This is a genomic window from Microbacterium sp. HMH0099, from assembly GCF_049384025.1.
Taxonomy (GTDB): Bacteria; Actinomycetota; Actinomycetes; order Actinomycetales; family Microbacteriaceae; genus Microbacterium.
The window spans coordinates 115,246-130,003 of the sequence record NZ_JBMRJR010000001.1 but is presented as its reverse complement, the minus strand read 5'-3'; the positions used below and the strand labels follow the sequence as shown (position 1 = coordinate 130,003).

The window sequence follows — 14,758 nt, the reverse complement described above, 5'->3', positions numbered from 1 at the left end:
TGGGAGGGATGGGGCGCGCGCGCCTCGGGACGGCGGCGCGGATGGAGCGGGGGCGGGCCGCTCGCGAACGATGCGACCCGCCCCCGTGTCCGGACTTACTTGTTGACGCTGAAGCCCTGGTCGTTGCCGTACTGGACCAGCTGCTCCTGCCACGCCTCGAGACCGGCGTTCATGTCGCTGCCGTTCGCGTAGGCCTGACCCACGGTGTCGCTGTAGATGCTGTTGGCGTAGACCTGGAACGGCAGGTAGTTCCAGCCCTCGCGCACCTGGCTGGACGCCTCGGTGAGCACCTGGTTGATCTTCTGGCCGCCGAAGTACTCGTTCTCGGCGTCGACGAAGGCGGGGTCGCTCAGCTGCGCGGTGGTGGAGGGGAAGCCGCCGGACTCGGCGAAGATCTGCAGGCTCTCCTCGTCGTTGTTCAGCCACTTGAGGAAGCCGGCGGCCAGCGCCGGGTTCTGGCTCTGCTTGGTCACGGCCTGACCGCCGCCGCCGTTCTCCGCCGTCACCGGCTCGCCGTCGTACGTCGGGATGGGCGCGACGGCCCACTTGCCGGCGCCGTCGGCGACGGAGCTCTCGAGCACGCCCGGCATCCAGGCGCCGATCACGAGCGAGGCGATCGAACCGTCACCGAGGCCCTTGAACCACTCGTCCGACCAGCTGGGGGTGTCCGACAGCAGACCGCCCTCGATGAGGCGGTTCCAGTTGTCGGCGAACTTCTGCGAGCCCTCGTCCTGCAGGTCGATCGTGACGTCGGTGCCCGAGGCCTGGAAGGGCTGTCCGCCGGCCTGCCAGATCATGCTGGTGGTGAAGCCGGAGTCGCCGGTGTCGGCGGTGATGTACTTGGTGGGGTCGGCCGCGTGGAGCTTCTCGGCCGCGGCGACGTACTCGTCCCACGTGGTGGGCACGGCGATGCCGTACTGGTCGAAGACCTCCTTGTTGTAGAACAGGGCCATCGGGCCCGAGTCCTGGGGGAGGCCGTAGATCGCGCCGTCGAAGTCGACCGCGCCCCAGGTGCCGGGGCTGTAGTCGTCCTCGAGCTCGCCGAAGCCGTAGGGGGCGAGGTCGAGCAGCGAGTCCGAAAGGGCGAACTGGGGGAACGCGTAGTACTCGATCTGCACGACGTCGGGAGCGCCCGATCCCGCCTTGATGGCGTTCTGCAGCTTGGTGTACTCCTCGGTGTTCGTGCCGGCGTTGACCAGGTTCACGTTCACGTTGGGGTAGGCCTTCTCGAACGCGGCGACCTGCGCCTCGGCGGAGGGCGTCCACGACCAGTACGTGATCTCGCCGCCCTGCTCGAGAGCCGCCTCGATGTCCTCCGCGCTGCCGCCGTTGCCGCCTCCGGCGTTGCCGGAGGAGCAGGCGACGAGCGAGCCGGCCGCGAGCGCGGTGGCGGCGACGGCGAACGCGGCCCGCCGGACGGCGGTGCCCTTGCGCATGAATGTCATCGGGATTCCTTCACTTCGTTGTTTTGGAGTCCGGAGCAGGGCGCTCCGGTGCTGGTGGGGTGTGCGTCAGCGGCGACCGGCGCTTCGGGGCGCGGTCACTGCTTGACGCTTCCGGCGCTCAGACCCGACTGCCAGAAGCGCTGGAGTACGAGGAATGCGGCGACGATGGGGATGATCGACAGGAGGGCTCCCGTGATCACGAGGTTGTAGATCGGCTGGGCGCCGACGCCCGTGGCCTGGGCGTTCCACTGGTTGAGACCGACCGTCAGGGGGTACCAGGCCGGGTCGCTCAGCATGATGAGCGGCAGGAAGTAGTTGTTCCAGGTGGCCACGACGGCGAACAGCAGGACGGTCACGATGCCGGGCATGAGCAGCCGGATCGAGATGGTGAAGAAGGTGCGGAACTCGCCCGCCCCGTCCATGCGCGCGGCCTCGAGGAGCTCGGTGGGGATCGCGTCGGTCGCGTAGACCCAGATCAGGTAGAGGCCGAACGGGCTGATGAGGGAGGGGATGATGATCGCCCACGGGGTGTTGGTGAGGCCCAGCTGGCTGAAGAGCAGGAACGTGGGCACGGCGAGGGCGGTGCCGGGCACGGCGATCGCGCCCAGCACGACGGCGAAGACGGCCTTGCGTCCCTTGAAGTTGTACTTGGCGAGGCCGTAGCCGGCGAGGGTGGCCAGCAGCGTCGCCCCGCCCGCGCCGACGACGACGTAGAGCAGCGTGTTGCCGAGCCAGCGGACGAAGATCCCGTCGCGGTAGGTCAGCGTCTGGACGATGTTGTCGCCGAGCGCGAAGCTGTCGCCGAACCACAGCCCGAACGACGAGAACAGGTCGGGCTGCGTCTTCGTGGCGTTGATCACGAGCCAGAACAGCGGGACCAGCGTGTAGAGCAGGTACAGGCCCATCACGATGCTGAGGACGAGCGACTTGCGTCCCTGCGAGGGGGAGGTGCGGGCGAACGAGGGCCGGCCTCCGGTGCGGGGGGAGCGGCGACCGGTGGTGACGGCGACGGTGTCGGTGCGGGGTGCGGTCGCGGTGGTCATCGCGCCTCCTGACGTGAGCCGCGCAGCTGCACGACGTAGGCGATGACGGCGGTGATGACGCCCATGATGATCGCGATGGTGGCCGCGTAGTTGTACTGCTGTCCGGCGAAGGAGAGGTTGTAGGCGTACATGTTCGGCGTGAAGAACGTCGAGATCGTGTTCGGCGCGAGGGGCTTCAGGATGTTCGGCTCGTTGAACAGCTGGAAGCTGCCGATGATCGAGAAGATCGTGGCGATGACGATGGCGCCGCGTACCGCGGGGATCTTGATCGAGAAGATCGTGCGCCACGCGCCCGCACCGTCGATGGATGCCGCCTCGTAGAGGTCGCTCGGGATGGTCTTCAGCGACGAGTAGAAGATGAGCATGTTGTAGCCCACGAACTGCCACGTGACGATGTTGCCGATCGAGACCAGCATCCATTCGGGGACGAAGGGCTGGACGACGTCGGACCCGAGGAGGCTGTTCAGGTTGCCGGCGAGGCCGAACTGGTCGCCGTAGATGTAGCCCCACATGAGGACCGCGACGACCGCGGGCACCGCATAGGGCAGGAAGATCACCACGCGGTAGAAGCCGGCGGCGTGCAGGCGTGCGCTGTCGATCGCCAGGGCGGCGGCGAGGGCCAGGACGAGCATGATCGGGACCTGCACGACGAGGAAGATCCCGACGCGGCCGAAGCCCTCCCAGAACTTCGGGTCCGCGAAGGCGGTGAGGTAGTTGTCGAAGCCGACGAAGGCGTTGCCGCCGATGAGCTGGTCGCGGAACAGGCTCAGGTAGAGCGAGTAGGCGAGCGGCGCGAGGAACACGAGGGTGAAGACGATCGCGAAAGGAGCGACGAAGAGCCAGCCCCGCTCCTCGATGCGCCGGCGCCGTCGGCGCGGTGGGGTGCGCAGGGCGGGAGGGGGTGCCGCGGTGGTCGTCATCGTCCAGTGCCTCTTCAGTGATGCGCATTCCGTCCGGGTCGACGGAATGTTGACGTAAACATAACCCGGGACCGCTACCATGTCAACGTCAACATCCCTGGAGGTAGACGTGAGCGAGACGACGACGGTGTCGACCGCGGTGTCGACGCGCGGCAGGCGCCGCGACGCGTCCATGGCCGACGTGGCCGCGGCCGCCGGCGTGTCCGGACAGACGGTGTCGCGCGTCGCCAACGGCCGCACGAACGTCGACCCCGAGACCCGGCAGCGCGTGCTCGACGCCATGGAGACGCTCGGCTACCGGCCCAACAGCGCGGCCCGCGCGCTGCGCTCGGGGCGGTTCCGCAGCATCGGCGTCATCATGTTCTCGCTCGGCTCGTACGGCAACACGCGCACCCTCGACGCGCTGGCCTCGGTCGCCGCGGCATCCGGGTACTCCATCACCCTCATCACGGTCCGCTCGGCGACGCAGTCCGATGTGTCGGGCGCCTTCTCGCGGCTGCGCGAGCACGCGGTGGACGGCATCGCGATCCTCATCGAGACCCACCGCCTGGGCGAGAACGAGCTGTCGCTGCCGACGGGGCTGCCCGTGGTCGTCGTCGATTCCAGCGCCGACTACCCGTACGCGGTCGTCGACAACGACCAGGCCCAGGGCGCGCGCCTGGCCACCGAGCATCTGCTCGACCTCGGTCACGAAACGGTCTGGCACCTGTCCGGCCCGCCGGAGTCCTTTGCCGCCGAGCGCCGGCGCGACGCCTGGCGCGCGGCGCTGGAGGAACGCGGATGCCGTGTGCCCGAGGTGCAGATCGGCGACTGGACCGCGGAGTCCGGGCACCGCATCGGCACCGCGCTCGCCGCGGACCCGGCGGTGACGGCCGTCTTCGCGGCGAACGACCAGATGGCGCTCGGGGTGATCCGGGCCCTGCACGAGGCAGGTCGGGCCGTGCCCGGCGACGTGAGCGTCGTCGGCTTCGACGACATGCCGGAGGCATCCAACTTCTGGCCGCCGCTGACCACCGTGCGGCAGCGCTTCGAACGCGTGGGCGAGGAGGCGATGAGCGCCCTCATCGCCGACATCGAGGGCGGCGGAGGAGCGCACGAGCGCACCCTCGTGCCGACGTCGCTCGTGGTCCGGGCGAGCTCCGGGCCGCGCTGACCCCTCTTGTGCGCGCTCACATCCGCCGCGTAGGCTGTGCTCGACGTCGCATGTTGACGTCAACATCCCCCTGAGGCCGCATCGGAGCGGCCGGATCGGAATGACGATGAAGTCAGCTCGACTGTTGGCCATGACCTGTGCGGTGGCGCTCACCGCCGGTGCCGTCACGGCCGCGACCTTCGTGTCGCCCCCGGAAAGCAGCGCGGCGGCCACGCCGCCCGTGCGCATCGCCCCCAACCCCGCGACGGCGTCGGAGCCGTTCGAGGGATGGGGGACGAGCCTCGTCTGGTTCGCCAACGCGACCGGCGGCTATCCCGCCGACGTGCGGCAGCAGCTGTTCGACGCGGTGTTCGGCGAGGAGGGTCTCAACCTCAACATCGCCCGCTACAACATCGGCGGCGGCAACGCCACCGACGTCCCGCCCTACCTGCGTCCCGGCGGCGCGGTGCCGGGATTCTGGAACCCCGAGCTGCCCGCCACGGACGCCCAGGGCGCCATCACGTCGACCTACGCGGACCGCGAGCGGTACAAGGCGGCGTGGAACCCGGACGACCCGACCCATTACGACTTCACGGCGGACGAGGCGCAGCGCTGGTGGATCGACGCGCTGAAGGACAAGGTCACCCACTGGGAGGCCTTCAGTAACTCGCCGCCCTACTTCCTCACCCAGAGCGGCTTCGTCTCGGGCGGGATCAACAACGCCACGAGCGAGCAGCTGGCCACCGCCGACATGGAGAAGTTCGCGGGGTACCTGACCACCGTCGTCGACGAGCTCGAGAAGGAGCACGGCATCTCGTTCGACACGATCGATCCGTTCAACGAGCCCAACACGAACTACTGGTCGACGAACATCCCCGCCGGCCAGACCTGGCCCACGAGCGCGAGCCGCCAGGAGGGCGCGCACATCGGGCCGCAGCGGCAGGACGAGATGATCAAGGTGCTCGCCGCCCGCCTGGCCGACCCCGACACGCAGACCGACGCGGTCATCTCCGCGATGGACGAGACGAACCCCGGCCTCTTCGCGACGAACTGGAACACCTGGTCGCCCGAGGCGAAGAACGCCGTCGAGCAGCTCAACGTCCACACCTACGGCACGAGCGGCCGACCGGTGGTGCGCGACATCGCCAAGGCCGCGGACAAGCCGCTCTGGATGAGCGAGGTCGAGGGCAACTGGACCCCCGGGACGGGCTTCAACCCCGTCGACATCGGCAACGGGCTCGGCATGGCCGAGCACATCGTCGACGACCTGCGCGAGCTCGAGCCCGACGCGTGGGTGTTCTGGCAGCCCGTCGAGGACCTCTACAACATGGAGAAGGTCGAGAAGCTCAACTGGGGCAGCGTCTTCATCGACTTCGACTGCAACGCCGACGGGAACTCGGAGCGGCGGCTGCGCGACGGCGACGCCGACCCGAGCTGCAAGGTGCTCACGAACGAGAAGTTCAACACGGTCCGCAACTTCACCCACTACATCGAGCCGGGGGACCGCCTGGTCGCCAGCTCCGATGACCAGTCGACCGCGGCCATCGACGCCGACGGCACCGGCGCGACCGTCGTGCACGTGAACAGCGAGACGGCCGAGCACACCGTCGAGATCGACCTCAACGACTTCGGGACCGTGGCGCCCGGGGCCACCGTCACCCCCATCGTGACCACGCAGTCCACCCTCGCCGACCCGACCGCCAACGCTCTGCGGCAGGGGACGGCCGTGACCGTGAACCCGGCCACGAAGACGGCGCTGCTCACCGTGCCGGCCCGCTCCGTGACGACCTTCGTCATCGACGGGGTGTCCGGCGTGGCCGACCGCGCGGCCGCGTTCCGCGACGGCCAGGCGGTGCAGCTCACCGGCGTGCAGAGCGGACTCGTCCTGGACGGCGGCTCCTCGCTCGCCATCCGTCCGGCCGCCACCACCGCCGGCGCGGCCGCGACGCAGACGTGGACCGTGCGCACCCTCAGCGGCGCGGGCACCAACCGTCACCGTTTCACCCTCGAGAACGCGGCGGGGCAGTACCTCGCCGTGACGAACGGGGGCACGACCCTCGTCGACTCCGACCCGGCGGCCGCCGCGGCCGATCGGAACCTGCAGTGGATGGCATCCACCACCGACGGCACGGCGTTCTCGGTCCTGAGCGTCGGAGCGGAGCGGGTGCTGGACGTCAACGGCGCGAGCACGCAGCCCGACGCCCGCGTGGGGCTCTGGACCTCGAACGGCGGGGGCAACCAGTCGTGGCGCCTGTCGGGAACCGCCGTCCTCGGCGTCGAGCCGGTCACGGTGAGCACGCCGGTCGGGAAGGCGCCCAGCCTGCCCGCCGAGGTCACCGCGCGCTACGCCGGGGCGACCCTCCGCTCGGTCCCCGTCACCTGGCAGCTGGACGGCAAGGACTGGTCGAAGGCGGGCACCGTCACCGTCCGCGGAACCGGCACGGACGTCTTCGGCGCGACCGTCGAGGCGACCGCGACCGTCGAGATCGGCGCCTACACCGCGGCACGCCCCCTCTCGATGACCGTCGCGACGGGAACCTCCCTCGCGGCGGTGAAGGCGGCCGCCCCGGGCTCGGTGCAGGCCGAGGTGCGCGCCGACGGCGCCGGCTTCTGGACCGACGTGGTCTGGGCCTGGGGCGACGTGACCGACGCCGCATTCGCGAAGACGGGCACCGTCGTCGTGAACGGCACCGCGACCGGGCCGAGCGGCGAGCAGCTCCCGGCCCGGCTGACCGTCATCGTCACCGCGGCCGTCGAGCGCAACGTCGCTCCGCAGTCCCGTCCGTCCGCGACCTTCACGGAGAGCGGCTACCCGGTCGAGCGCACCATCAACGGCCAGACCGGTGACAAGGGCTGGTCGAACTGGCGCTCCAACGGCTCGAACGCCCAGGACACGCTGACGTACGCCCTGGCCGGCACCGAGACGCTGCAGCGCGTCTCCGTGCAGTTCTACCGCGACGGCCGTGCGAGCTGGGCCGACACCCTGCGCGTCGACCACCGCACGGCGGGCGGCACCTGGGTCCAGGGCGCGCTGCAGACGGTCCCGACGCCCGCGACGGGCGCGCCCAAGGTGGAGGTGGCGCTGAACGGCGCGACCGCCGACGAGGTGCGCGTCGTGCTGAACGCGAAGTCCGGGTCGTACATGGTCGTGTCCGAGGTCGAGATCCTCGCGTCGGCGCCGTCGCCGGCCGGCATCGCCGACCTCGCGCGGCTGACGGTCGGCCCGTCGGCGGTGGAGGGCTTCGACCCGGCGCGCACCGACTACGCCGTCACCTCGGCGGGCGACGTCTGGCCCGTCCTGAACGCGCAGGCGGTGGACCAGGACGCCGTCGTCCGGATCGTCCAGCCCGCCGATGCGGCCGGCGTCGGCACGGTGCGGGTGACCGCGCCCGACGGCACGGAGCGCACGTACACGGTGACCGTGACCCGCACCCCCGCGGCCACGGTGACCGGCACGGCCGCGACCCGCTGCGTCGCGGGCAAGGCGGTCGTCGTGACGACGGTGCAGAACACCGGCACGACCCGCGCCGACGTGAAGGTCGAGACCCGGTACGGCGTCAAGAGCCTCGGTGCGCTGGAGCCCGGCGCCCGCGTCTCCTCGTCGTTCACCACCCGGCAGGCGTCCGTCCCCGCGGGGACCGCGACGATCACCGCGACCGTCGGCGGCACGCCGTCGACGACCACGGTCGCGGTGCCGGCGGCGACCTGCCGCTGACGGAAGGACGGGAGGGGCGGCGACGTGGTCGCCGCCCCTCCCGGCATGTCCGGTGGCGGGTGCGGGACGCCGTGGCATCCCTCCGCTGCTCTTGCCCGGGGCGGTGTCGGCAGGCTCTGGACGCCATGGCATCCCTCGTCAAGGGTTCCGGAACGGGAGGGGCGATATCGCAGGATGGAACCCTGACCCCTCTTCGACCCCAGGAGAACCATGCACGTCAACGCCTACGCGGCGTCGTCCGCGACCTCCCCCCTCGAGCCCACGACCATCGAGCGCCGCGACGTCGGCCCGAAGGACGTCCTCATCGACATCGCCTACGCCGGCATCTGCCACTCCGACATCCACACCATCCGCGGTGAGTGGGGCGAGGTGCCCTACCCCCTGACCGTCGGCCACGAGATCGTCGGCACGGTCTCCGAGGTCGGCTCCGACGTCACGAAGCACAAGGTCGGCGACCGCGTCGGCGTCGGCTGCATGGTCAACTCGTGCCGCGAGTGCGAGAACTGCCAGGCCGGCGAGGAGCAGTACTGCCTCAAGGGCAACATCGGCACCTACGGCGCGAAGGACGTCGACGGCACGATCACCCAGGGCGGTTACAGCGAGAAGATCGTCGTCGACGAGGACTTCGTGCTGCGCGTGCCCGAGTCGATCCCCTACGAGAAGGCCGCGCCGCTGCTGTGCGCCGGCATCACGACCTACTCGCCCCTGCACCACTGGAACGCGGGTCCCGGCAAGAAGGTCGCGATCGTCGGCCTCGGCGGTCTCGGTCACATGGCCGTCAAGATCGCCCACGCCATGGGCGCCGAGGTCACGGTGCTCTCGCAGACGCTCAGCAAGAAGGACGACGGCCTGAAGATGGGCGCCGACCACTACTACGCGACCAAGGACGAGGAGACCTTCACGACGCTGAAGAACACCTTCGACCTCATCGTCAACACCGTGAGCGCGCCGCTGGACCTCAAGCAGTACCTGGGCCTGCTCGCCCGCAACGGCACCATGGTGAACGTCGGCGCCCCGCCGGAGCCGCTGCCCATCGAGGTGTTCACCCTCTTCGCGAACCGCCGCTCGTTCGCGGGCTCGGGCATCGGCGGCATCCAGGAGACCCAGGAGATGCTGGACTTCTGCGCCGAGCACGGGATCGCCCCGGAGACCGAGCTCATCTCGGCCGACCAGATCAACGAGGCGTACGAGCGCGTGCTGAAGAGCGACGTCCGCTACCGCTTCGTCATCGACACGGCCACGCTCGCGTCCTGACATCGGGATGCCACGGCCCCGACGTTCTGCGGAGCGTCGGGGCCGTGGCGTTCCCGTTTCGATCCGGGTAAACGCTCTCGCGCGGGGGAAACGCCGTGACGCGGCGTTTCCGGCGCGAGGAAGCGTTTGGTGGCGGGATGCCAGCCGTCGACGCCGCCGGAAACGCCGCAGCGGCGCCGCCCCGGAGGGCGACGCCGCTGCGGGCGGACAGGTCAGGCCTGGCCGAGAGCGGCGGAGACGACCGCGCGGGCCTCCTCCTGCACCGCCCGCAGGTGCTCCTCGCCGCGGAGGGACTCGCCGTACAGCTTGTAGACGTCCTCCGTGCCGGAGGGCCGTGCGGCGAACCACGCCGACTCGGTCTGCACCTTCAGCCCGCCGATCGCCGCGCCGTTGCCGGGGGCGTGCGAGAGCTTGGCGGTGATCGGCTCGCCGGCCAGCTCGGTCGCGGTCACGGCGTCCGGGGACAGCTTCGACAGCGCGGACTTCTGCGCCGGCGTCGCCGGGGCGTCCACGCGCTGGTAGGCCGACGACCCGAACTCGGCCTCGAGCTCGGCGTAGCGCTGCGAAGGCGTCGTGCCGGTGACCGCGAGGATCTCCGCCGCCAGCAGGCAGAGGAGGATGCCGTCCTTGTCGGTCGTCCAGACGGTGCCGTCCAGACGCAGGAACGACGCTCCCGCCGACTCCTCCCCGCCGAAGGCGACGGAGCCGTCGAGCAGACCCGGCACGAACCACTTGAAGCCCACCGGGACCTCGAGCAGCGTCTTGCCGAGCGACGCGGCGACGCGGTCGATGATCATCGACGACACCAGCGTCTTGCCGACGGCGGCGTCCGCGGGCCAGCCCGGGCGGTGCGAGAACAGGTAGTCGATTGCGACGGCGAGGTAGTGGTTGGGGTTCATCAGCCCCGCGTCGGGCGTCACGATGCCGTGGCGGTCGGCGTCGGCGTCGTTGCCCGTGAGGATGTCGTACTCGTCACGGCGCGCGACGAGCGAGGCCATCGCCGACGGCGAGGAGGGATCCATGCGGATCTTCTCGTCCCAGTCCAGCGTCATGAACTTCCAGGTCGGGTCGACGTCCGGGTTCACGACGGTGAGGTCCAGGCCGTACACCTCGGCGATGAGGGCCCAGTACTCCACCGACGCCCCGCCCATCGGGTCGGCGCCGATCCGGACGCCCGCGTTCCTGATGGCATCCACGTCGATGATGGATGCCAGATCGCGCACATACGCGTCGCGGAAGTCGTACTTTCCGAGCCCCTCGAGGTCGATGTCGGCGTGCGGGGTGCGCTGGACGCCGTCCAGTCCCGCCGTGATGAGCTCGTTCGCCCGGTCGGCGATCCAGCCGGTCGCGTCGGTGTCGGCGGGGCCCCCGTGCGGGGGGTTGTACTTGAAGCCGCCGTCGCGCGGCGGGTTGTGCGACGGGGTGACGACGATGCCGTCGGCCCGGCCGGGGTCGTCGACCGCGAGCCCGCGGTTGTAGGTGAGGATCGCGTGGCTGAGGGCCGGGGTGGGGACCCACGCGTCGCGGGAGTCCACGCGGACGTCCACGCCGTTGGCGACGAGCACCTCGATCGCGCTGCGCTCGGCGGGGAGCGACAGCCCGTGGGTGTCGCGGCCGAGGAACAGCGGCCCGGTGATGCCCTGCGCGGCGCGGTAGTCCACGATCGCCTGGGTCGTGGCGAGGATGTGGTCCTCGTTGAAACTGGTGCTCAGCGACGAGCCGCGATGACCGCTCGTGCCGAAGGCGACGCGCTGCTCGGGCACGGCGGCATCCGGCTTGCGGTCGTAGTAGGCGGCGATCAGGTCGTCGATGTCGATGAGATCGGATGCCTCGGCGGGCTGTCCTGCGCGACTGCTCATGCGTACAGTCTGCCCGTTCGCGCCCGTGCGCGAGGAGAAAAGCCGTCATGCGGTATCGACCGGACGGATTCGGTCGGCGCATGTGTTGTCGACGCTCCTCGTTACCGCTAACGTCGAAGACGAGACCGCTGTCCGTCGACGGATCGCAGAAGTGCATCGGTGCCCGTCTCACGGTCCGGCTGACGCCGGCCGATGCTCCTCCGCCCCGGCTCGACGGCAGCGGACCGCGCGTCTCGGCACGCCCTCCCCGCCCCGGCTCCCCGGCGGGCGACGGAGGCATCGGCCCCGCATCCGAGAGAAAGGTCTCGCCGATGAGATCACTGGCCCCCCGTCCCCCTGGAGCCGTCCGCTCCCGCCGCGCGCCGAAGGCGGTGGCCGCGTCGCTGACCGGCGTGCTCGTCGCCTCGACGCTCAGCCTCATCGCCCCGGCCGCGCACGCCGCCGAGGTGCCGGCCCCCACCGCCCACTACGACATGTCGCACTCCGGTGCAGCCCTGCTCGACGTCTCCGGGAACGGCCGCAACGCGGCGCTCACCGGCTTCACCGACGCGTCGTTCGCCGACGCGGCCGGCGACGCCGTGCTGCGGTTCAAGGCCGACGGTTACGCCGCCCTCCCCAAGGGCCTCATCACGGGCACCGACAACGACTTCACCGTCGAGTACACCGTCGCGTCGCAGACCTCCGCGAACCACTTCGGGTGGGTCATCGGCGACGGTGTCGGACCGTGGAACACGACGCAGCTCGGCAACCACATCTTCCTCAGCCCGCGCTCCGCCCAGGGCGGCTACAGCGACCAGGTGCTGGCGGCCATCCGCGTCAAGAACGGCAGCAGCAACGGCGAGACGCGCATGCCCGCGGGTGGCGGCCTCAACCCCGGCTTCACCACCCTGACCATGGTCGGCTCCGGCCAGACCCTGACGCTCTACCGCGACGGCAGCGTCATCTCGACCCTGACGCACAGCAACGCGCTGAGCTCGATCATCCCGTCGGGCAACGTGCTCGGCTACCTCGGCCGGTCGCTCTACCAGGGCGACGCCCTGCTGCGCGCCGACGTCAGCGACGTGAAGGTCTGGGACACCGCCCTCTCCGCCGAGCAGGTCGGCTCCAGCATGCCCACCGCCGCGCAGAAGTCCTCCACGACCGCCGCTCTTCTGCGCGGCGACGTCCTCGCCACGATGCTGCGCGCCAACACCTCGCTCGACAGCGTCTCGAGCAACCTGAACCTCGCCCCCTCGGTGAACGGCGTCGCCCTGACGTGGTCGTCCTCGAACCCCGCGGTGGTCTCGACCACGGGCGTGGTGTCGCGGAGCATCACGACGAACACCCCGGTCACGCTCACCGCGACGAGCTCGCTCGGGACGCTCACCTTCGACCTCACGGTCATCGCGCCGAACGTGGCCGCCGACCTGGATGCCATCGCCCTGGCATCCCGGACCACCGAGAACCTGCCGCTGGCCACCACCGGTGCCGTCAACGGCGCCGCCATCACGTGGACGTCGTCGAACCCGGCCCTCGTCAGCGGGACGAAGGCGGACTACGTCGCCCCGGCTGTCGGCGTGGCCGACCCCTTCCGCGGCGGCGGCCTGGTGTCGCGTCCCGCCTACGGGGCCGGTGACGCGAAGGTCACGCTGACGGCCACCGCCACGCTGAACGGGCAGACCGCGCAGAAGTCGTTCGACGTCACGGTCGCCGAGAAGGGCCGCTGGGCTCCGGATGCCGGCTACGCGGCGGCCTACTTCAAGTCCGACGGCGACGAGAAGATCTACCAGGCGGCGACGTCGGGCAACGACTTCTTCACGTTCTCCCCGGTCAACGGCGGCCAGCCCGTCATCACGTCGACCACCGACACGAAGGGCCTGCGCGACCCGTACATCCTCCGGTCGAAGGACGGCGACAAGTACTACATGGTCGCCACCGACCTCTGCATCAGCTGCGGAACGGGCTGGGGCCCGGCGCAGTCGAACGGCTCGCTCAAGATCGAGGTGTGGGAGTCCACCGACCTCGTGACGTGGGACCGGACCAACGGCGCCAACGAGGGCATCACGATCAACCAGCCGGAGGCAGGTATGACGTGGGCTCCCGAGGCGTACTGGGACGACGCGCTGCAGTCGTACGTCGTGCACTTCTCGTCGCGCCTGTACAAGGACGCGGCGCACACGAACACCGACAACCTGCACGCGCGGGTCTTCACGGTGCTCACGCGCGACTTCAAGACCTTCACCTACCCGCCCACCGAGTGGCAGAACACCGGCTTCGCGCGCATCGACTCCACGGTGCAGAAGATCGGCGACTACTACTACCGCTTCACCAAGAACGAGGAGGGCGGCGCCGCCGACGGCCTCGAGGCGGGCAAGGACATCTTCCTCGAGCGGTCCAAGGTGCTCACCGCGCCGACGACGCGCTCGGACTGGAACGCCGACCCCGAGAAGACGTGGCAGCTGACGGACACGTACATGACGCGCCTCGAGACCAACGAGGTCGGCGAGGGTCCGCAGATCATCAAGCTGAACGCCGGCGACCCCAACAACAACGCGGCGAACGACGGCTACGCCTTCCTGGTGGACAACTTCAGCGCCGGCGGCTACCGCGCGTTCGTGACCACGGGCCAGGCGATCGCCAGCAGCTCGCAGAGCGACCGGCTGTCCCGCCGGGCGGACTGGAACGTCCGGCCCATCGGGGGTCTGCCGGCCAGCCCGCGGCACGGCTCGTTCGTGAGCGTCGATCAGGGCGTGCTGACCGCGATGCGGACCTGGTCGTCCGTCGCCGCCGTGTCGTCGACCACGGCACTGACCGCCCAGGGGCGGACCGCGACGGCGACCGTGACGGCCGCCGACCGCGGCGACGTCGCGGGGACCGTGACCTTCTCGGGTGACGGCTGGACCCAGACGGTCGCGCTGAGCCAGCGCTCCGCCTCGGTCGAGGTGCCCGCGACGGTGCGCTCGGTCACGGCCCGGTACAACGGGTACACCGACAACCGGGTCACCGCCTCGACCTCGGAGGCGCGGTCGTTCGGCCTCGACGTCTCCGCGGTCGTGACGAACCGCTGCGTGGCGGGCAAGGTGAGCCAGGTGGTGACCGTGACCAACGCCGACGACGTCGCCGCGGACGTCACCCTCACCGGGGCGTACGGCAGCAAGAAGATCACCGTCGCGGCCGGCAAGACCGCCTCGACCACCTTCGCGAGCCGCGCGGCGTCGGTCCCGGCCGGGACGATGACGGTGGGCACGGCGGTGGCCGGCACCTCGTCCGACGCGTCGTCGTTCACGGTGGCGGTCCCGGCGGCGAGCTGTCGCTGATCGTTCCGACGACGGAGGGGCCCGCGCGATGCGCGGGCCCCTCTGCCGTCGCCGGGCGGCGTGTGCCGGAGGCGGTGACTTGCCGCGAATGTAC

Annotated in this window: 8 protein-coding genes; 4 read left to right on the top strand and 4 right to left on the bottom strand. The window is 70.4% G+C overall.

From position 1 onward, the window contains the following. Positions 1-95: 95 nt before the first annotated feature. The 3 genes from ACO03V_RS00500 to ACO03V_RS00490 all read right to left on the bottom strand — a co-directional run bounded on the left by ACO03V_RS00500 (position 96) and on the right by ACO03V_RS00490 (position 3,408). Positions 96-1,445 carry an ABC transporter substrate-binding protein gene (locus ACO03V_RS00500; protein WP_367732852.1) on the bottom strand — a complete coding sequence of 450 codons (1,350 nt, stop codon included), beginning with the start codon at positions 1,443-1,445 and terminating at the stop codon, positions 96-98. A 95-nt stretch (positions 1,446-1,540) separates the two neighbouring features. Then, positions 1,541-2,488: a carbohydrate ABC transporter permease gene (locus tag ACO03V_RS00495; protein WP_414685862.1), complete on the bottom strand. Its 948-nt coding sequence runs from the start codon at positions 2,486-2,488 to the stop codon at positions 1,541-1,543. Beyond that, entirely contained in the window at positions 2,485-3,408 is a 924-nt protein-coding gene (locus ACO03V_RS00490) for a carbohydrate ABC transporter permease (RefSeq protein ID WP_423136193.1), read from the bottom strand. The genes ACO03V_RS00495 and ACO03V_RS00490 overlap by 4 nt, the downstream gene beginning before the upstream one ends. A gap of 172 nt (positions 3,409-3,580) precedes the next feature. Here ACO03V_RS00490 and ACO03V_RS00485 point away from each other — a divergent pair, with 172 nt between their 5' ends. The 3 genes from ACO03V_RS00485 to ACO03V_RS00475 all read left to right on the top strand — a co-directional run bounded on the left by ACO03V_RS00485 (position 3,581) and on the right by ACO03V_RS00475 (position 9,509). After that, positions 3,581-4,561, top strand: coding sequence for a LacI family DNA-binding transcriptional regulator (locus ACO03V_RS00485; protein WP_367733683.1), 981 nt, complete (start codon positions 3,581-3,583; stop codon positions 4,559-4,561). A gap of 130 nt (positions 4,562-4,691) precedes the next feature. Further along, positions 4,692-8,255, top strand: a complete 3,564-nt coding sequence (locus tag ACO03V_RS00480; RefSeq protein ID WP_423136192.1) for a glycoside hydrolase — start codon at positions 4,692-4,694, stop codon at positions 8,253-8,255. Positions 8,256-8,465: 210 nt separating this feature from the next. Next, positions 8,466-9,509, top strand: a complete 1,044-nt coding sequence (locus ACO03V_RS00475) for an NAD(P)-dependent alcohol dehydrogenase (RefSeq protein ID WP_423136191.1) — start codon at positions 8,466-8,468, stop codon at positions 9,507-9,509. A 212-nt stretch (positions 9,510-9,721) separates the two neighbouring features. On the opposite strand, the gene pgm is transcribed toward ACO03V_RS00475, so the two are convergent. Further along, on the bottom strand, positions 9,722-11,368 hold the full coding sequence (gene pgm, locus ACO03V_RS00470; protein WP_367732864.1) for a phosphoglucomutase (alpha-D-glucose-1,6-bisphosphate-dependent): 1,647 nt from the start codon (positions 11,366-11,368) through the stop codon (positions 9,722-9,724). A 311-nt stretch (positions 11,369-11,679) separates the two neighbouring features. Here pgm and ACO03V_RS00465 point away from each other — a divergent pair, with 311 nt between their 5' ends. After that, positions 11,680-14,664 carry an immunoglobulin-like domain-containing protein gene (locus ACO03V_RS00465; RefSeq protein ID WP_423136190.1) on the top strand — a complete coding sequence of 995 codons (2,985 nt, stop codon included), beginning with the start codon at positions 11,680-11,682 and terminating at the stop codon, positions 14,662-14,664. Positions 14,665-14,758 lie beyond the last annotated feature (94 nt).